The sequence below is a fragment of the Providencia sp. PROV141 genome (genome assembly GCF_028481645.1).
GTDB lineage: Bacteria > Pseudomonadota > Gammaproteobacteria > Enterobacterales > Enterobacteriaceae > Providencia > Providencia rettgeri.
Genome location: NZ_JAMPPR010000026.1, coordinates 78,354 through 98,095 on the forward strand (window position 1 = coordinate 78,354; position 19,742 = coordinate 98,095).

At 42.2% G+C, this 19,742-nt stretch carries 16 protein-coding genes and 1 other annotated feature; of the genes, 5 read left to right on the top strand and 11 right to left on the bottom strand.

Annotated features, from left to right (window positions below):
• Positions 1-28 precede the first annotated feature (28 nt).
• Positions 29-673, top strand: coding sequence for a hypothetical protein (locus PSF09_RS18035; protein ID WP_272665635.1), 645 nt, complete (start codon positions 29-31; stop codon positions 671-673).
• 126 nt (positions 674-799) lie between these two features.
• Here the strand turns inward: PSF09_RS18035 and thrC are convergent, their stop codons facing one another.
• The 4 genes from thrC to thrL all read right to left on the bottom strand — a co-directional run bounded on the left by thrC (position 800) and on the right by thrL (position 5,644).
• The gene (gene thrC, locus PSF09_RS18040) at positions 800-2,095 is read right to left on the bottom strand and encodes a threonine synthase (protein ID WP_272665636.1); all 1,296 of its coding nucleotides are present in this window, start codon (positions 2,093-2,095) and stop codon (positions 800-802) included.
• Positions 2,096-2,098: 3 nt separating this feature from the next.
• On the bottom strand, positions 2,099-3,028 hold the full coding sequence (gene thrB, locus PSF09_RS18045; protein ID WP_210840276.1) for a homoserine kinase: 930 nt from the start codon (positions 3,026-3,028) through the stop codon (positions 2,099-2,101).
• Between the two features lie 3 nt (positions 3,029-3,031).
• Positions 3,032-5,491 carry a bifunctional aspartate kinase/homoserine dehydrogenase I gene (gene thrA / locus PSF09_RS18050; protein ID WP_272665637.1) on the bottom strand — a complete coding sequence of 820 codons (2,460 nt, stop codon included), beginning with the start codon at positions 5,489-5,491 and terminating at the stop codon, positions 3,032-3,034.
• A gap of 24 nt (positions 5,492-5,515) precedes the next feature.
• Positions 5,516-5,637, bottom strand: a sequence feature (Thr leader region).
• On the bottom strand, positions 5,576-5,644 hold the full coding sequence (gene thrL, locus PSF09_RS20455; RefSeq protein WP_071548816.1) for a thr operon leader peptide: 69 nt from the start codon (positions 5,642-5,644) through the stop codon (positions 5,576-5,578). (Overlaps the previous feature by 62 nt.)
• 1,090 nt (positions 5,645-6,734) lie before the next feature.
• Here thrL and arcA point away from each other — a divergent pair.
• Positions 6,735-7,451 carry a two-component system response regulator ArcA gene (arcA, locus tag PSF09_RS18055; RefSeq protein WP_004905684.1) on the top strand — a complete coding sequence of 239 codons (717 nt, stop codon included), beginning with the start codon at positions 6,735-6,737 and terminating at the stop codon, positions 7,449-7,451.
• 111 nt (positions 7,452-7,562) lie between these two features.
• On the opposite strand, the gene creA is transcribed toward arcA, so the two are convergent.
• Complete coding sequence (gene creA, locus PSF09_RS18060) at positions 7,563-8,039, bottom strand: protein CreA (protein ID WP_004914737.1); 477 nt, start codon at positions 8,037-8,039, stop codon at positions 7,563-7,565.
• A 185-nt stretch (positions 8,040-8,224) separates the two neighbouring features.
• On the opposite strand from creA, the gene robA reads away from it, so the two are divergent.
• A complete protein-coding gene (gene robA / locus PSF09_RS18065) occupies positions 8,225-9,139 on the top strand; it encodes an MDR efflux pump AcrAB transcriptional activator RobA (protein WP_004914738.1) in 915 nt (304 codons plus the stop codon).
• Positions 9,140-9,182: 43 nt separating this feature from the next.
• On the opposite strand, the gene gpmB is transcribed toward robA, so the two are convergent.
• The gene (gpmB, locus tag PSF09_RS18070; RefSeq protein WP_102138956.1) at positions 9,183-9,830 is read right to left on the bottom strand and encodes a 2,3-diphosphoglycerate-dependent phosphoglycerate mutase GpmB; all 648 of its coding nucleotides are present in this window, start codon (positions 9,828-9,830) and stop codon (positions 9,183-9,185) included.
• A 52-nt stretch (positions 9,831-9,882) separates the two neighbouring features.
• On the opposite strand from gpmB, the gene yjjX reads away from it, so the two are divergent.
• Positions 9,883-10,419: an inosine/xanthosine triphosphatase gene (gene yjjX / locus PSF09_RS18075; protein WP_004914743.1), complete on the top strand. Its 537-nt coding sequence runs from the start codon at positions 9,883-9,885 to the stop codon at positions 10,417-10,419.
• 368 nt (positions 10,420-10,787) lie between these two features.
• Here the strand turns inward: yjjX and trpR are convergent, their stop codons facing one another.
• On the bottom strand, positions 10,788-11,105 hold the full coding sequence (trpR, locus tag PSF09_RS18080) for a trp operon repressor (RefSeq protein WP_004914745.1): 318 nt from the start codon (positions 11,103-11,105) through the stop codon (positions 10,788-10,790).
• A gap of 325 nt (positions 11,106-11,430) precedes the next feature.
• The gene (gene sltY, locus PSF09_RS18085; RefSeq protein ID WP_272684271.1) at positions 11,431-13,344 is read right to left on the bottom strand and encodes a murein transglycosylase; all 1,914 of its coding nucleotides are present in this window, start codon (positions 13,342-13,344) and stop codon (positions 11,431-11,433) included.
• Between the two features lie 445 nt (positions 13,345-13,789).
• On the opposite strand from sltY, the gene ettA reads away from it, so the two are divergent.
• Positions 13,790-15,457, top strand: coding sequence for an energy-dependent translational throttle protein EttA (gene ettA / locus PSF09_RS18090; RefSeq protein ID WP_004914750.1), 1,668 nt, complete (start codon positions 13,790-13,792; stop codon positions 15,455-15,457).
• Positions 15,458-15,649: 192 nt separating this feature from the next.
• Here ettA and nadR read toward each other — a convergent pair whose 3' ends face one another.
• From nadR to serB, 3 genes are all read right to left on the bottom strand, one after another.
• A complete protein-coding gene (gene nadR / locus PSF09_RS18095; RefSeq protein ID WP_210838172.1) occupies positions 15,650-16,885 on the bottom strand; it encodes a multifunctional transcriptional regulator/nicotinamide-nucleotide adenylyltransferase/ribosylnicotinamide kinase NadR in 1,236 nt (411 codons plus the stop codon).
• A 29-nt stretch (positions 16,886-16,914) separates the two neighbouring features.
• Entirely contained in the window at positions 16,915-18,300 is a 1,386-nt protein-coding gene (radA, locus tag PSF09_RS18100) for a DNA repair protein RadA (RefSeq protein WP_004914753.1), read from the bottom strand.
• Between the two features lie 347 nt (positions 18,301-18,647).
• A complete protein-coding gene (serB, locus tag PSF09_RS18105) occupies positions 18,648-19,625 on the bottom strand; it encodes a phosphoserine phosphatase (protein ID WP_004914755.1) in 978 nt (325 codons plus the stop codon).
• Positions 19,626-19,742 lie beyond the last annotated feature (117 nt).

Here is a 19,742-nt window from a genome sequence, read left to right on the forward strand (position 1 = left end):
TCTTTTTGGAGGGGGAAAGGAGAAATATATGAATCATAAGGTTTGCACTTCATTTATTCTGTTATTAATTAGTTCTTATTCCATCTCAAGTTATTCCCATTCCTTATTTAATACCCCATCTAAATGCTTATTAAAAAATGAACTCAATATTAATGAAATTAATAATAAAATATGTTCAATACTAAATGGCCAATATTATTTTTCTAAAATTTCTAGCTTTGCAAGCCATGGGCAAAACGGAAACCATGGCCAAGATGGAAGTCATGGTCAAGGTGGTCTAGGTGGCCAAGCTGGACAAGGTGGTGATGGGCAGAATGGGGGGAATGGCGGAACAGGTTCAAATAATGGCAATGGTAGCGATGGTGGGGATGCAGAGGTAGGAAGTAACGGTAATGGAGGTAATGGCGGAAATGGTAGCGTTACTGGTGGTGATGGTGGCCATGGGGGAAATGGCGATGGTGTGGGCAATGGAGGAAATGGAGGTAACGGCACCATGAATGGCAATGGTGGGAATGGAGGACACGGCGGTAATGGGGGGAATGGAGGCAATGGCGGAAATGGTTCCGGAGGTGGAAATGGCGGTAATGGTGGTAATGGCAGCCAAGGTGGTAAAGGGGGACGTGGTGGTTCAGATGGTGGTAGAGATGGCCTCGACGGCATTAGTACACTCTAATAGGCAAATTCATTAGCTGTGAATAAGTGATGTGGCAATATGAAACCATATAATTACCTTAACAAAAAATGGTCTTATCATTAAAAACGGAAGCTTCTGCTTCCGTTTTTCGTATCCACGTATTCTTTATTGTTTAGGTGCTAATTTCATTAAAAATGTGCGTAATTGGGTAAAGTCAGACGGTAAAAAGTGCGAAAGTAGCGGTAACTCCGCACGCTCCGCTAACTCTTTTGGTAACGGTATAGCCTTATTTAGGATCTCTTCAACACTTTCTTTAAATTTAGCCGGGTGTGCCGTGCCTAAAAATAGCCCGTATTCGCCTTCTTGTAACTGGTCACGCAGCACACGATAAGCAACTGCCGCGTGTGGCTCAGATAAATATCCTTTTTTATCTAATTCACGAACGGTTTCTTTAGTTACTTCGTCACTTACTGCACCATAACCCAGCTCATCAAGCGACCAACCTTTACGGCGGAATAACTCCTCAATACGAGGCCAGTTGTTCGGCTGACTAACATCCATAGCATTCGATAATGTAGCCACAGTTTGCTTTGGTTTCCATTGCCCATCAACAAGGTAACGCGGCACAGTATCATTTACGTTAGTTGCTGCAATAAAGCGTTTGACAGGTAAACCCAATGATTTAGCTAATAAACCTGCAGTAAGATCCCCAAAGTTCCCACTCGGAACCGAGATCACTAGTTGATCGCGTTTTTCTGCTGGGATCTGTGCAACCGCTTCAAAGTAATAGCAGATCTGTGCAAGTAAGCGACTGATATTGATCGAGTTCGCTGAGTTTAAGTACAGCGCCTTTTTCAACTCTTCATCATCAAATGACTGTTTCACTAATGCCTGACACGCATCGAAGTCATCTTTAATCGCAACCGTATGAATATTTTCACCCAGTGTACAAAAAAGTTTTTCTTGCAGTGGACTGATTTTCCCTTCTGGATAGAGAATAACAACTTGCACGTTATTAAGACGATAGAATGCGTGAGCAACTGCCGCTCCGGTATCCCCTGAAGTTGCCGTCAAAATGGTCACAGGTTGCTCACCAGCAACTTGACCTAACGCCTGAGCCATAAAGCGGCCACCGAAGTCTTTAAATGCGAGCGTTGGCCCATGATATAGCTCCAACGTTGCGACATCATCTTCAACTTTAGAAACTGGCGCAGGGAAAGCAAATGCGGCTTTAACTCTCGCTGCTAGCTCTTCTGATGGAATTTCATCACCAATAAAAGCACTTAAAATACGGCTGCTACGTGTGACAAAATCTAATTTTAATAATTCGTCGATTTCAGCCGCACTAAATTCAGGCAGATCTTGGGGAAAGAATAGGCCTTGTTGCTTCCCTAACCCTTGCTTAACCGCTTGCGCAAAACTTACTTGTTCATTGTTATCTTTTAAATTATACAGTTTCATTATTTACCCTATTGTCCTTGCCCCGGCCAGATCCAAACGGCAGATATGCACAAAGCCTTCATCATTCTGAATATAATGTTGTTGCAAGTAACTCGCCATGTTTTCAGCGATATGTTTCTCATCACAAATAGCAAACAGTGTTGGCCCTGAGCCAGAGATACCACACGCCAATGCACCTATTTCTTTTGCATTCTGGCGTGCTGCCGCAAAACCCGGTAATAGTTGTGTACGATAAGGCTCAGCAACAACATCTTGGATCATCGTTGCTGCAAGTAACGGCTGGTTTGTATGACATGCATGAATGAACCCTGATAAGTATCGACCATGGTTTACAATGTCGTGACGTGGGTAGCTATCAGGCAGGATTGCACGCGCTTCCGCGGTTGATACTTTAATTCCTGGATAGGCCATTACCCAATACCAATTTTCAAATGCAGGTACAGGCTGTGAAATAATACCATTTTGCTCGATAATCAGTTGTAAGCCGCCTAAAAAACACGGTGCAACGTTATCGTAATGCACACTACCAGAAATACGCCCTTCCAATTCCCCCATCATGCCAAGCAGTTGGGTATCATCAAATGGTTTCTCTGCAAATTCGTTTAGCGCCATCAATGCGGCGACAACAGAGCAGGCACTAGAACCAAGCCCTGAACCAATTGGCATATTTTTTTCAAGCGTCATCGCAACATTTAATGGCTGACCAAGACGCTCACAAAACAGCTGCCAACATTGGTAAACAATATTATGTTCATTTTTTTTCGGCAGCTTAGCAACGAATTTTCCTTGATTCGTCAGGGAAAAAGTATCCGCCGCTTCAACTGTTACACAATCACCTAATAATGAACCGTCTGCAGGTGAAACTGCTGCCCCTAGGACATCAAACCCGACGCTCACATTACCAATTGAAGCCGGTGCATAAACTTTAATCACTTATTAAACTCCCAATTTCCATGAAAGGGTGCGCAGCATATCCGCAAATACACCAGCCGCAGTAACATCATTACCTGCGCCATAACCTCTTAATACTAAAGGAATTGGTTGGTAATAGCGTGTATAGAAAGCCAGTGCATTTTCACCATTTTTAACCTTGAAGAGTGGGTCATTGCCATCTACGGCAACGATTTTCACTTGGCAGCGCCCTTCTTCAATCAGCCCAACATAGCGTAACACTTTTTCTTCCGCTTCTGCGGCTTTTATGCGCTGTGCAAATTGTGCATCCAGTTGTGGTAAACGTGCCATAAACTCAGGAACAGAACCATTGCTATCAAAATCAACAGGTAAAACAGGTTCAATTTCAATATCTTGCAATTCTAAATTATAACCCGCTTCACGCGCTAAAATTAATAATTTACGCGCCACATCCATACCGGATAAATCATCACGAGGGTCTGGTTCCGTAAAACCTTTTTCTTTAGCGAGTGTTGTAGCTTCGGATAAAGACATGCCTTCGTCTAACTTACCAAAGATGAATGATAAAGAACCGGATAAAATTCCGCTGAAATGAACCAGTTCATCTCCTGCATTCAATAAATTTTGCAGGTTCTCAATAACCGGCAAGCCCGCGCCTACGTTAGTGTCATAGAGGAATTTACGTTTCGATGTTTCACTTGCTACACGTAACTGATGGTAGTAATCCATCGACAAAGTATTGGCTTTTTTATTCGGTGTGACCACATTAAAACCATCTTTCAAGAAATTGACATACTGCTCTGCAATTTCCTGATTTGATGTACAGTCAATAATGACAGGGTTCAAGAAATGGTATTCACGCTCTAAGCGAATTAAACGGCTTAAACTAAATGGCTCTTTCGCTTCCGCTAGCTCCGCTTTCCAGTTATCTAAATCAATCCCTTGCATATCCGTTAACATTGCCCGTGAATTAGCAATACCACATACACGTAAATCAATATGCTTTTGTTTTAACCATTGTTGCTGGCGATGAATTTGCTCAATTAATGCATTACCAACGCCACCAACACCAATGATAAAGGCTTCAATAACCTGTTCAGCATTAAATAGCATTTGGTGACATAAGCGTACCGCTGTTGTCGCAGACTCATTGGCAATAACGGCGGAAATAGAGCGTTCGGAAGACCCCTGTGCGATAGCGACAATGTTAATGTTACCGCGAGTTAAAGCGGAGAAGAAACGCGCTGAAATGCCTTTCAGCGTGCGCATACCGTCACCCACAACTGAAATAATCGCCAACTGCTCCATCACATCCAGAGGATCAAGTACGCCATCTTTCAGCTCTAGGTAAAACTCTTCTTCCAGTGCGGCACGTGCTCTCACTAATTCATTTTGCGGGACACAAAAGCTAATACTATATTCTGATGAAGACTGTGTGATCAGGACGACCGAGATCCCTTTACGAGACATGACTGAAAAAATGCGTGCAGCCATACCCACCATTCCCTTCATACCGGGGCCAGATACGTTAATCATCGCCATGTTATTCAGGTTGGTGATCCCTTTCACTGGTGTGCTATCGTCAGTTTGGCCATCACCAATTAAAGTCCCCGGAGCGCTTAAGTTAGTGGTATTTTTTATCAGGCAAGGGATTTGGAATTGAGCAATTGGGGCGATGGTGCGGGGGTGGAGAACTTTGGCACCAAAGTAGGATAACTCCATAGCCTCCTGATATGACATACCTTTCAACAGACGTGCATCGGGTACTAAACGCGGGTCACAAGTATAAACCCCATCAACATCAGTCCAGATTTCACAACAATCAGCCCGTAAGCATGCCGCTAAAACTGCAGCTGAATAATCAGACCCATTACGACCTAATACCACTAATTCACCTTTGTCATTACCTGCGGTGAAGCCCGCCATTAAGACAAAATGATCTTTCGGTATATTTAAATCAGCAATTCGTTTTGTTGACTCATTTATATCAACGGTAGACTCAAGGTAATGGCCTTTCGCGAGTAAGCTCTCTACTGGGTTAATTACAGTCACATTACGGCCGCGTGCTTTTAGCACCGACTCCATAATGGCGATAGAAAGTTTCTCACCACGGCAGATAATTGCTGCGTTAATGCTGTCCGGACATTGTCCGAGAAGAGTAATACCATGCAGTACTTGTTTGATTTGTGCGAATTCTTGCTCTGTCAGTTTTTTTAATCGGTCATACTCAAAACCGGGTTGTTTTTCTTTTAATCCTTTTAAAAGGTTAGCAAAAATCATTTCAGCATCATTAACATGCGTGATGACATCTTGTCCTGCAACCGTTTTTTCAATCATAGCAACCAGATGGTTAGTGATTTTTGCTGGCGCGGATAACACCAAAGCCACTTGTCCATCTGCTAGTTTACTTTCAGCGATGTCAGCAACATTCAGTACTCGTTCGTCATTTGCAACCGAAGTACCGCCAAATTTAAGCACACGCATGGTATTTCTCTCCTGAATTAACACCAAAAAAAAGCCCGCATCGGTTAAGTATGCGGGCTTTTTCATTTTTATTTTTTGGATGCGTCAGCCCGCCCCGTTTCCTGTGGTTACGGTGGTGGTGGTAATAATAATAGTCAGGCTGATATTACGCATAGATTCTGTCTGTCTCTTAGATTCTTTTAAGTTTCTCCCTATACGGTTAAAGCAATTGGTATATTTTGTCAAATTTATTTGCAAAACATCCCTTTTAAAACTCTTTTTTTATTTGATAAATTATCTATCAGCGCGAAAAACACATTCACAAAAAGATACCTATCACCCCAATAATGGTGTTAAAAACCAAAAAAACTTAAATTTTAAGTTAAATAATTTTTTACCTAATAAGAAATGAAATTGTCTATTAAATAGACAAGGCAGATAGCTTTTAGCGATTTCTTGTGAAGAAAATCAAAATGAAAAAATGAACAACAATGACCCACTTAATCGATGCATTTAGCAGCTATATTTTTTATCATTTACCCCATGTTCATCAATACATGAGCACCAATGACAACAGATTACACAAGTAAGTATTGATACTTAATTTTATGATTTTTTCATTCGTTTAAATTATAAACAAATGCTATGGAATTGTTAAAATACAGTCACATCAAAACAAAATAAGTATTTCTCCTAACTAAATGAAATAAAAAATTACAAATTAAATATTTACACTCCGTTATCTCTAGAAAGATAAATTTTTAACCTTTTTCTGTAGCAAAATAACATTTCAAAATTGGAGGTAAGTCACAAATTAAACATTATTTATAATGGTATATTTAACTCATTGAAGACTATATTCATTGATACCAAGCCGAAGCATACCCTATGCATCAACTACTCCCCTTTTTTAGACGCTATCTGATTCCTAAACACCGCATTAATTTATATAATTATCTACCTAACAATTTTTGTTAACGTGCTACAATTGATTTTGATATGTATCAACAAAAGTTAGTTTTTTAGGTGGTAAATGCAGTATTAGCTGTTATATTGCTGTTAACAGTACAATATTGGGAAAGTGCTTATATTTTGACTTGCAGTTAAAGTCTTTTGCCTAAAATGGCAACATAATGTCACTGTTGAATTTCATAACAAATTTATACTCATAAACGTTTTTTTCCAGAGAACAATATCAATAACCACCTAACTGGAAACGGCTTGTGAGTTCAGTATTTTTATTTTAATACTTTAGGTAGCAACTATGCAGACCCCACACATTTTGATTGTTGAAGATGAAATTGTCACACGCAATACGCTTAAAAGCATCTTTGAAGCGGAAGGCTATGTGGTTCATGAGGCAACTGATGGCGAAGAGATGAATAACGTTCTCTCTGAGCACGACATCAATTTAGTCATCATGGATATTAATTTACCAGGTAAAAACGGTTTATTACTTGCTCGTGAGCTTCGTGAGCAAGAAAGCATTGCGTTAATGTTCCTAACAGGACGTGATAACGAAGTCGATAAAATCCTTGGCCTTGAAATTGGTGCTGATGACTATATCACTAAACCATTTAACCCACGCGAACTGACTATTCGTGCACGCAATTTACTGTCCCGTACAATGAATTTAGCGGGTGGTACGGAAGAGCGTCGTTTAGTGGAAAGCTATAAGTTTAATGGTTGGGAATTAGACATCAACAGCCGTTCATTAGTCAGCCCTGCGGGTGAGCACTACAAATTACCCCGTAGTGAATTCCGTGCGATGCTGCATTTCTGTGAAAACCCAGGAAAAATTCAGACTCGTGCAGACCTGCTGAAAAAAATGACTGGCCGTGAATTAAAACCACACGACAGAACTGTTGACGTCACGATCCGTCGTATTCGTAAACATTTTGAATCGACACCTGACACACCAGAAATTATCGCTACCATCCACGGTGAAGGCTATCGTTTCTGTGGTGACTTAGACGAATAATTAGAAAGCTAATTATTTACTAGTTATCGAAATCCGTTGTCTTTCGGGCAACGGATTTTTTATTTGCGAGTGATTTTTATTGCGAGTATAGCGGCTCAACTGTTTTTGTGATCACCAAGGCATAATCGGTACTGCACTTAGCGCATTCTTTGGTGAACCATCGATCATCTTATCTGAATAAGTCAAATAAATTAATGCATTACGTTTTGGATCGTAAAAGCGTACAACTTGCAATTTCTTGAAAACTAAAGATGTTCGTTTTTGAAAAACAACCTGCCCTTTCGTTGGTTTGCGTTTGACACGGTCATTTAACTCAATCGGCCCAACTTGCTGGCATGAAATTGCAGCATCAGAAGTATCTTCTGCTAAACCTAAGCCACCTTTGATTCCCCCTGTTTTTGAACGGCTTAAATAACAAGTCACATTCTCAACATCGGGGTCATCAAATGCTTCAACGACAATTTTATGGTCAGGGCCGAAAATTTTAAAAACAGTATCGACTGAACCAATTTCTTCAGCAAATGTGATGCCCGGCAACACTGATAATAATGCTGCAAGTACGATATTTTTTAATCTGGAACGACGCATACTGAATTCCCTATTCAACTAAAAATCGGTAAAACTTCGTAGTAAAACGAGACTTATTATTCACTTTCTTAACTAATTATCAAATACAACTCATTTACTATAAACGAAAAAGATAACTTGATATAGAATAGCAATTCATTGATAGATTATATCTGTTCTATAAGTCGCATTGGCTGGGGATATACATGGATCAAACTAATATTATTCGCGACTTGCTTCGCTGGATAGATGACAACCTAGACAAACCACTCTCACTGGATAATGTTGCAGCAAAAGCTGGCTACTCTAAATGGCATTTACAACGAATGTTCAAAGAGGTGACTGACCAAGCGATTGGTGCTTATATTCGAGCCAGAAGGCTTTCTCGTGCAGCTGTGGCATTGCGGCTAACCAGCCGACCAATTCTTGATATTGCGTTACAGTATCGTTTTGATTCGCAACAAACTTTTACTCGAGCCTTTAAAAAGCAATTTAACCTAACCCCTGCTTTTTACCGCCGAAGTGAAGAATGGTGTGCAGCAGGAATTTGCCCACCGATTATTTTAGATAATCACACGAATATTGAACATGAATTCTTGCAAATGCCAGCGCAAGAGCTGGTTGGCTTGGAACAAAGTTGTTCTTATGCGTTAGAAGAGTGGTCAACGGCCTGTTCGCAAATGCGCCAGACATTTTGGCACTACTATTTGGATAATACGACGACTATTGCGTCAGAAGTTTTTGGCTTGCACCATGCCATTCATAATCCAGAAAAAGAAGATGAACAAACGGTGTTTTATACCACTGCGGTAAGACCCGAAGATGCAAGTTTTAACACTGACCAATACACAAGTTTAACGTTGCCAAGTGGTCATTATGTTAAATTTTCGTTCAACGGCACACCAACTCGAGATGCATTACAAGAGTTTTTATACCAAATTTATGGTGTATATCTGCCTAAGCTGAATTTAACACGTCGTCCTGGTTATGACATCGAACATTATCGATTAAAAAATATCGATTTACGTCATATCACCCCAGAAAATGATGACCCAAAAACACATATCGATACCTTTGATTATTATGTCCCAATCAAAACAGGTTCGACCGCAACACCTTAAAGTAGAGGAGTTTCAGTTTGTTGAAACTCCTTTTTCTAAATCGTTAACCTTGCTGTTCATCGAGAGCAGGCTGCGACAAGTGTGTCACCTCACCAGCTGTTTCAACTATCCAGCCATTCGCTAACCATGGGCTGTTTTGGTAATCAACACGAGATAGAGAACAATTACGTAAACGTAAGCGACGTTCTGAATAGGCAGGAACCCCCATAATACGGCTAATTAACGTACTTAACGCAATGCCATGACTAACAATCAGTGGGCGACTCCCTTCAGGCAAATCTAAACAACTGTTTAGTGCTGCAAACATGCGTGTATATAGCTCCTCCATCGATTCACCCTCTGGAATTCGTCCTCCACGAGTGCCATCAATTAAGCTTTTACGCCACTGTTCTTCCTCTGGCGTTAACGACTCTATTGCTCTTTGCTCAAGAACGCCCATATTTAGTTCACGTAGACGCGGTTCTGTGGTAATTTCACACCCGCATACACTTGCAATTATTTGTGCAGTTTCCAGTGTGCGTCCCATATCACTAGTGATAATATGGGTAATGCCTTCTGACTTTATCCTCTCAGCCACCTGCCTTGCTTGCAGTCGTCCAGTGGCGGTCAGAGGGCTATCGGATTGTCCCTGGATGCGACGAGCTAAATTCCATTCAGTTTCGCCATGGCGAACAAGATAAACCTGTAACATAGATGTGTTCCGTTATTACTTTTCGAAGTATGTGTTCAAAGGAAAATAATTAATGTACCAAGTTATAGCTGCAACGACTAATCCTGCCAAAATTAAAGCGATCCATCTTGCTTTCGATGCTGTTTTTGGGGCTGGCAGTTATCAAATTGAAGATATTAATGTCGATAGCAGCGTTCCACAGCAACCTATCGGTAATAATGAAACCCGTACTGGGGCTAGACAGCGCGTCATGGCCTCTCGACAAGTTCGCCCTGAAGCGGATTTTTGGGTTGGTATTGAAGCGGGTATCGAAGACGATATGACATTTGCTTGGATAGTGATTGAGCATAAGCAAATACGCGGTGAATCTCGCTCTGCCAGTATTATGATCCCAGAAAAAATTCTGGCGGGTATTCGTGAAGGCCGTGAACTCGGTGATGAAATGGCCTTTTTAACAGGCATCGATAATATCAAACAACAAGGTGGTGCCATTGGTTTTTTCACTGACGGGGTATTAACTCGCACCAGTGTTTACCAACAAGCCTTGATATTGGCCTTGGTTCCCATTAAGCATGAAATTTATAAAGAGCTAAACCAAGTAGAAGATTAATTATACTTAAAATAATTAAAATTGCATGTGCGATTAAACACCACTCTTTTCACACTAAAGTATGGGAAACCATACTTTTTTTGTGTCTATTTATTTGAAATATGACAGATACCAATACGCTAAATAGTTCGAATTGTAGGTAGGCGGCAAGTGACGCTAAGCCCTAGGAGCATACACAAGTCTGTGACTAGGGTTAGCAAACGCAGCCAACACCCCTACAATTTGAAATATGACGCGTATTTATATTCTAAATAATTCGTGCTATGACTAGGCGACCAACGAGGATAGCTCGGGGAGCATACATAAGTATGTGACCCGAGTAGCCGAGAGCAGTCAACAACGTCACAGTACGAAGTATGACGAATATTTTAGAGGAGTTGTTGCTCCAACCACTCCTTCACAGGAATAGGCGCTGATTTCAAACTATTCGAACCTCGAGTGATAGTCGCAATTCCCACGCCGAGCTCATTTTTCAGTTCTCTTTGGCTCATTTCGCCGCGCATCAGTTCTTGCACAATTTTAACGCGAGTCGCTAACGCTGTACGCTCATCTGGCGTGAGTAATAACTGAAGAACTGGCAAATGAATATCTTGTTCAAATGCCAATTGTAATAAATTCACAAAGCGCAGCCAGTCAGCGTTCTCATCGGCTGTTAGAGCCGGATCTTGGTGTTGATTTGCTGTCATCGTTTATCCACTCATACTATTTAACTAGTACAAATAATAACACACTCTTATTAGAAATCATCAACCAAACGCTTTTCAAGCTTCAATAATACAAAAAATAACCAAATTTCATTTAGTTAGCTAATAACGCTTTAGATAGTTTGAATAATATCTAATCGACCGATGTGGAAAGTTAGAAATAAACATTTCCCATACCCACCAACACGCTAAAGCATTCGTGCTGTAGCAAGGCGGCAAAAGAGCTAGGCCCTAGGAGCATACATAAGTATGTGACTAGGGCTAGCGAGTGCAGCCAACACCGCTACAGTGCGAAGGATGACGCGAATTAGTATTTCATATTCCACTCATTAGAAAGCAGCACCTTACTATTTTTCTGCCCCATAAAGTGCCGATAGAATAAGTCATATGACAACACGTTTTTCACATAGCCGCGAGTTTCTGAGAACGGGATACTTTCCACAAATGCGACTGCATCAATACGCCCACCACTATTGCCTAACCAACGAGTCACACGAGATGGGCCTGCATTATAAGCTGCACTAGCTAAAATGCGGTTATTACCAAACTGCTGATAAACATCTTCCAGATATGCTGTTCCCAGCTCAATATTGGTCGTGGGATTAGTTAATTGACTAGCATTTACGTAGTTAATACCTTGTTTTTGCGCGGTATGTTTTGCTGTTGCTGGCATCAATTGCATCAAACCTGTTGCTCCGACAGGTGAACGAGCTTGTGGATTCCACGCACTTTCTTGGCGAGCGATTGCCATTGCATAGCTCTTTTGAATATCTTTCGATTTGGTATATAAATTGAATTCTTTATCCCACGCTAATGGGAAACGTTCTTCTAGGTGATCCCAAAGTTTAGCGGTGATAGTCGCCTGCACGCTGAGATCAGCCCACTGATTATCAAACGCATAACGCGCTAATTGCTCTTGCTGGTTGGCAGGTAGCGATGCCACTAAACTCACCCATTCCGAACGAGCAAGGTTGTCTAGCTCCCAATACATTAACTCTCTAACACGCTGAACTTCTGGGAGTTGACTGACACTTGAGTCTGGCTTAACCGCCGCTTTAACATACACAGGGTAATCAACTTCTAAGACCTGTGCTGCAACCATTGGGTAGAAACCGCGTTTTTCTGTTAATTGGCGAAGTAACGCCTCACCTTCTGCTTTTTTACCTGCATCAATTAACGTGATAGCCTGCCAATATTGCCATTCTTCTTTATTTTTCACTTCCGCTGGTAAGCGATTTAACCATGAAGCGACACCTTTCTTATCGCCAGCCCCTAATGCCAAACGAACACGACGCTCTTTCAATGAAGATGAATTGCTTTCTTGAATGGTCTCATCACGCCATTGGGCCTGCTCAGGGGTCACATCTCCCATATATTGCCAAGCAATACTGTCTTTAAGTAATTGCTTTTCTGCCATGTTCATTTTTTGTGCAGAACTTATGCTATTAAGTACCGTACGAGCCGCATCAGGAGATTGACGTGCATAACGACTAAAAGCCGCGATGGTGGCTTGGCGAGTAAAATCCGTTGGCGTCATCGTTTTGGCGAATGTCACGACTGAGGCCGGGTCATTTTGTAATTTCACTAACGCATCACCAATCGTTTTATAACTTGGTGGCAAGCGTTTAGCTAAATAACTCGCAATCGAGGTATTGCCCTCTTTTATGGCTAAATTAATGCGCTCAAGAGTCATTTCAGGGGTTAAATAACCCGCTTTTTCCCATTCATTAAATAACTTATCACAAGCACTCGGCATTGAACGGCCATTTAGCCAGGCTTTTTCTGCCCCTTGCCAAGCAACTTGTTTATTTCCCACAGCCCAATTAGCAAAATAAAAATTACATTGTGCTTCTGCGGGTTTAGGAGCTTCAGGGCTAAACTCCAGCAATGATTTCCACTCTTGACGACGAGCTAACTCATTCACAAATCGAGTTTTTAAATTTTTAGCAACGGGTAGTGTCGAGTAAGTATTAATAAACTCCTGAACTTGGCGAGGTGATACAATATCTAAGTCTCGAGTTAGCTCACGATAAGCGAGATAAGGGTAAAGTGGATAATCATGCAAGGTCGGTAGCAAGCGCTCGACTTCATCCATTTTATTGGCATCCCATGCAACCTTAATTGCTTGATAACGCTCCCGCTGTGCCTGTAAGGAATCCGCCCATACAGTGCTGGAAACCAGCAACATTGTTACAGGTACTGCCGATAACCAACCTTTCATATTCACTCGCTCCATCGCTAAACTAAAGTCAAAATACAGGAAAACCTTAACCTATATATACCCCAAATAATTCGAGTTGCAGGTAGGCGACAAGCGAAGATAGACGGAGAGCATAGATAAACTATGTGGCTCGACTAGCCTAGCGCTACAACTTGAAGGATTACACGTATATTAAACATATATCAATAATGTTAATGCTACCGAAAGTTTTTATTTAGTAACAGCGGAGAGTTCTTGAATTTTTCGACTTTACAGTCTTTTACTTTATATTTATTAGGTTTTTACTCTCGAGTTAACGCAGATAGCCTAGACCATCACATACGCAATCAGGTATAGTTCATACCAAAATATTTATTGTTGTTTATCCAATCGCAGTAGGTCATGTATTCCTACTGCATAGAAACAGAAAATTAAAATTCCCTTTATAAATCAAAAGGTAAATAAATTGGCTCAATACGTTTATAGTATGTATCGGGTTGGAAAAATTGTTCCACCGAAACGTCATATTTTAAAAAATATCTCTCTGAGCTTCTTTCCGGGGGCTAAGATCGGTGTTTTAGGTCTTAATGGTGCAGGTAAATCAACATTACTGCGTATTATGGCGGGTATTGATACCGATATCGAAGGTGAAGCACGCCCACAACCTGGTTTGAAAATCGGTTATCTTCCGCAAGAACCTAAGTTAAATCTTGAGCATACTGTCCGTGAAGCCGTTGAAGAAGCGGTTAGCGAAGTGAAAAATGCATTAACTCGTTTAGACGAAGTTTATGCGGCTTATGCGGAAGAAGGTGCAGACTTCGATAAACTCGCGAAAGAGCAAGGCGAGTTAGAAGCGATTATTTCAGCGCAAGATGGTCATAATTTAGATAACCAATTAGAGCGTGCGGCGGATGCACTTCGCCTGCCAGCTTGGGATGCTAAAATTGAAAACCTCTCTGGGGGTGAACGCCGTCGTGTGGCAATTTGCCGCTTACTGCTCGAAAAACCCGATATGCTACTGCTCGATGAGCCAACCAACCACTTAGATGCTGAGTCTGTTGCTTGGTTAGAGCGTTTCTTACACGACTACGAAGGGACTGTTGTGGCTATCACGCATGACCGTTACTTCTTAGATAACGTTGCGGGTTGGATCCTCGAACTTGACCGTGGTGAAGGTATTCCTTGGGAAGGTAACTACTCTTCTTGGCTTGAGCAAAAAGATGAGCGTTTGGCACAAGAAGCCTCTACAGAAGCCGCTCGCCGTAAGTCTATCGAGAAAGAACTTGAGTGGATCCGCCAAAATCCAAAAGGCCGTCAAGCTAAAGGTAAAGCGCGTTTGGCTCGCTTTGAAGAACTCAATAGCGTTGAATATCAAAAACGTAACGAAACTAGCGAACTGTTTATTCCACCTGGACCGCGTTTAGGGGATAAAGTTATCGAGGTTGAAAACCTAAGTAAATCTTATGGTGACCGCGTTCTGATTGATAACCTGAATTTTTCAATTCCAAAAGGGGCAATAGTCGGGATTATCGGCCCTAACGGTGCGGGTAAATCCACCCTGTTCCGTATGATTTCAGGCCAAGAGCAACCGGATTCAGGCTCAATCACGTTAGGTGATACCGTAAAAATTGCTTCTGTTGACCAGTTCCGTGATGCGATGGATGACAGCAAAACTGTCTGGGAAGAAATTTCTAACGGCCAAGATATCATGCGTATTGGTAACTTTGAAATTCCAAGCCGTGCCTATGTGGGCCGCTTTAACTTTAAAGGCGTTGATCAAGGTAAACGCGTTGGTGAGTTATCAGGTGGTGAACGCGGCCGTTTACACTTAGCTAAACTACTGCAAGTGGGCGGTAACGTACTGTTACTCGATGAACCAACCAACGACCTCGACGTAGAAACTTTACGTGCGTTGGAAAACGCCCTGTTAGAGTTCCCGGGCTGCGCCATGGTTATTTCCCATGACCGTTGGTTCCTTGACCGTATTGCAACCCATATCATTGATTACCAAGACGAAGGTAATATTACGTTCTTCGAAGGTAACTTCTCTGAATATGAAGATTACAAAAAACGGACGTTAGGCGCGGAAGCACTGCAGCCGCATCGGATGAAGTATAAGCGTATGACCAAATAAATCCCTGTCATAATTTCGGATTATAGCGGTGTTGGCTGCGCTCGTGAGCCCTAGTCACATACTAATGTATGCTCCTAGGGACTCACTCCCTTGCCGCCTACCTATAATCCAAATTATTTAAGGGATAGATAGCGTAATAGAGTGTAGTAAAATAAAAATGGCACCTAATGATGCCGTTTTTATTGGATAATTTTATAAATCATCTAACATCAATAACTGCTGAACGAGGGTGACACACTCTAAGAAACGCGTATCGTAATCAGAGGATTCCACACGTACAAATTCAATATTGTTTTTCTTAAGCATTTCAATCAATAAGTCTTGGAAAGCTTTTCGGTCCTTATCGCTCCCCAAGCTTCTTAAACCATCTGCCACCCAAGGGGTGTTATTCTCTAAAACTATTACCAAATCGAATCGGTATTCGTCTATCAATGCCTGAACAAATGGATGCTCTTTGCCTTCATAGCGCAAACAAAAGGCTTGAGTCGTGACAAAGTCGGTATCAATAAATGCGACTTTATTTGCATATTTCACTGCGAAATCAATGTACTGCGCATGCCCTAATGCAATTTTGTCGTAGTCAGAATATTGCAAAGCCATCTCATCACCACCTAAGTGGCTAAACACATAATCACGGCCATATTCCCATGCGCTGGATGTATTGAAAATATTCGCTAACTTATTGACTAACGTCGATTTACCACTTGACTCCCCACCAAGAATGGCGACTTTACGCACAAAGAAGGGTTTGACTTCTGTTGGGATATATTCCCAATAACGAAACGGCGCTTGGCGAATTTGGTTACCGCTAATATTCATAAACGTACGTTCAGGGTCAATCAAAATAGTTTCGATACCTAAGTATTTTTTATAGCGCGGAGCGTCATTCGCTTCCCCTGAATAAATAAAACTTGGGTTAATATTATGCTTTTTCAAAAAGCCTTTCATTCCGTCACTCCACACTTCCCAACCGTGTGGATACGGCTCTATGCCATTTTCATCAAATGAGTGAATATGAATATTTTTTTGATATTTAAAGGTTTGTAATAACCACCGTAAACGGTCACTTACTGTGGGCTGTTGAGACATAGAACTGTTAACAAACAAGTCCTTATCACGGGGCTCATCATGGCAGAGAATAACGTGAAGTTCATCCACTTGGCTGCACGCCCGTTGAATCAAATAAATATGCCCAGTATGTAATGGATAAAATTTGCCGAACACTACCCCAATCGTTTTTTGTTGGTTGGGGTATTCAAGACCTAAAAAGCGATGAAGGGCGGCAATCTTTTGTGCGCTGGGGCTTTTAATTTTGTCGTTAATCAACTGGCTGAGATAGCCTTTGGTCATATCTGTCGCATCCGCAACTTGCTGGAGTGTGTAACCCGCCCGTTTAATTGCGTTTTTAAGATAGTCAAATTCAGCCATGTATTTTCCTTTTACCCTAAATTAAAAGCTTATAACTCATCCAAAATACTTAATGCGTCTGCTAATTTCTTCACACCATACACTTTCATGTCGGGTGGTGATTTTTTGGGCATATTCGCATGAGGCACTATAGCGCGTTTAAAACCATGTTTTGCTGCTTCAGAGATACGTTCTTGCCCACTTGGAACTGGACGAATTTCCCCTGCGAGCCCAACTTCACCAAATACCACCAGATCGCGAGGTAATGGGCGGTCACGGAAACTGGAAACGAGGGAAAGCAACAATGCTAAGTCAGCACTAGTTTCTGTGACTTTAACGCCTCCCACGACGTTAACAAAAACGTCTTGGTCTGACATTTGTAAACCGCCGTGGCGGTGTAATACGGCCAATAAAATGGCTAAACGGTTTTGTTCAAGCCCGACCGCAACACGCCGTGGATTCGACATCATAGAATGGTCAACGAGCGCTTGGATTTCCACCAGCAGCGGTCTTGTCCCCTCCCAAACTACCATTACCGAGCTACCTGATGTGATTTCATCACCACGGCTTAAGAAGATTGCTGAGGGGTTACTCACTTCTTTGAGCCCTTGTTCTGTCATGGCAAACACGCCTAATTCATTGACCGCCCCGAAACGGTTCTTATGGCTACGTAAGGTACGGAAGCGGTTATCCGCATCGCCATCTAGCATAATAGAGCAGTCAATACAATGTTCGAGGACTTTTGGCCCTGCCAATGAGCCATCTTTGGTGACGTGACCGACCATAATGATGGCCACTCCGCGCGTTTTCGCAAAACGGGTAAGATAAGCCGCGGTTTCCCTCACTTGTGCCACGCTACCCGGTGATGATTGAATATCGGCCATATGCATCACTTGGATAGAGTCAATCACCATCAGTTTGGGCTGTTCTTGCTCCGCAGTTAAGCAAATTTGCTCAATACTGGTTTCTGACAACATATTGAGTGAGTCAGTCGGTAGCCCTAAACGGTGGGCTCGCATCGCCACTTGTTGAAGAGACTCTTCCCCTGTCACATACAAGGTTTTCATTTCACGCGATAACAAGCACATGGTTTGTAGCAATAAGGTACTTTTACCCGCTCCCGGGTTCCCTCCAATGAGGATGGCGCTACCAGGTACGACTCCGCCACCGAGCACACGGTCAAACTCTTTAAACCCTGTAGTAAAACGAGGCAGTTCTTCGAGGCTGATTTCAGATAATTTCTGAACCTTACTGACCCCAGCCGCATTTCCTGCATAGCCCGTTAATCGGTCAGTACGCGATGAAGAGCTTGTTGAGGCCAGACGCACTTCCGTAATGGTATTCCATGCATGGCACGCACTGCATTGCCCTTGCCAACGTGGATAATCTGCCCCGCAATCATTACAGACAAACGCTCTTTTAACCCCTTTTGCCACAGCAAACTCCTCTTAAAATTATTCTGTATTACAACCGACGAACCACAGCACACTAAATTTTCTTAAAATTTTGAATACTAATTTAGCTTAATATTCTAAATGGATGGTGTTGTAGCAAGGCGGCAAGTAAAGCTAAGCTCTAGGAGCATACATCAGTATGTGACTAGGGTGATTAAGTGCGGCCAACACCGCCACAGCACAAACCATAAAATATCGATATCAATATTCAAAATAGTTCGGGTTGTGGCTAGGCGGCAAAAGAGGATGTCTTGGGGAGCATACACAAGTATGTGACCCAAGCAGCCGAGTGCGGCCAACACCGCCACAGCACGAAATATGAAGAATATTTAGCGTTCTTCGTGTTTGAGGCCCCCGCTCAACACACACATCACCCCCATCAGATCTGCATGACGAATAGCGACCTTCGCCCTTGCATACACCTTTGGTTTCGCATGATACGCAATACCCAGCCCCGCTTTACGGATCATCTTCAGGTCATTTGCACCGTCACCGATGGCAACAGTTTGCTCAATTGGAATTTCCAGTTTTTCAGCCAATTTAACCAAGGTTTGCGCTTTATATTTCGCATCTACAATTGGGCCTTTAACTTTGCCCGTTAACTTGCCATTTTTGACTTCAAGTTGATTAGCAACCGCCGCCACAAGTTTCAAACGCTGTTGCAAGTTATTAGCAAAGAAAGTAAAGCCACCAGATGCTATCGCAATGTGCCAATTCATCGCTTGTAACTTACGTACGAGGTTCGTTAAGCCCGGCATTAAAGGCAATGTTTCCATCACTTGGTCAAGAATAGCGGCATCAGCGCCTTCAAGTAAGCTAACTCTTGCTCGTAAACTTTCCGTAAAATCGAGTTCCCCTAGCATGGCTCGCTCAGTCACTTCTGCAACCTGCTCTCCCACCCCTGCTAAGCGGGCAATTTCATCGATACATTCAATCTGAATGGCTGTCGAGTCCATATCCATCAGTAATAGGCCCGGTGAACGCAAACGTGGTATTTGCCCTAATGGCACCACATCTAATAAACATTCGTCAGCGAGTTTTTTAATTCGAGGTGTAATACTCCCGGCAATTCTGACCACTTGGTAGTCATCAATACGCCACGAGGAGACAATTACGATAGCGATCCCTAATCGCTGTTGAAAATTACTGATCCGCGCTTTATCTAAGCCGCGGCCATATAGTAACCACCCACTGTCACCTGCACGATAATCCAATGGCATCACTTCTTCACCACTTAACGACAATGGCAACCCCGGCCATTTTTGGATTTCGTCGGGTAGATAACAATAGGTCAAACTCGTTGACATGAAAATTAGCTCCTGTAATCGAAAAAACTTTTTTATAATGATAAGTTGCGAGCAGCCGAACGAAGCCACTATACTCAATTTTAAGGCTTTGTGACCTTATGTGTTTACTGCTAAAAC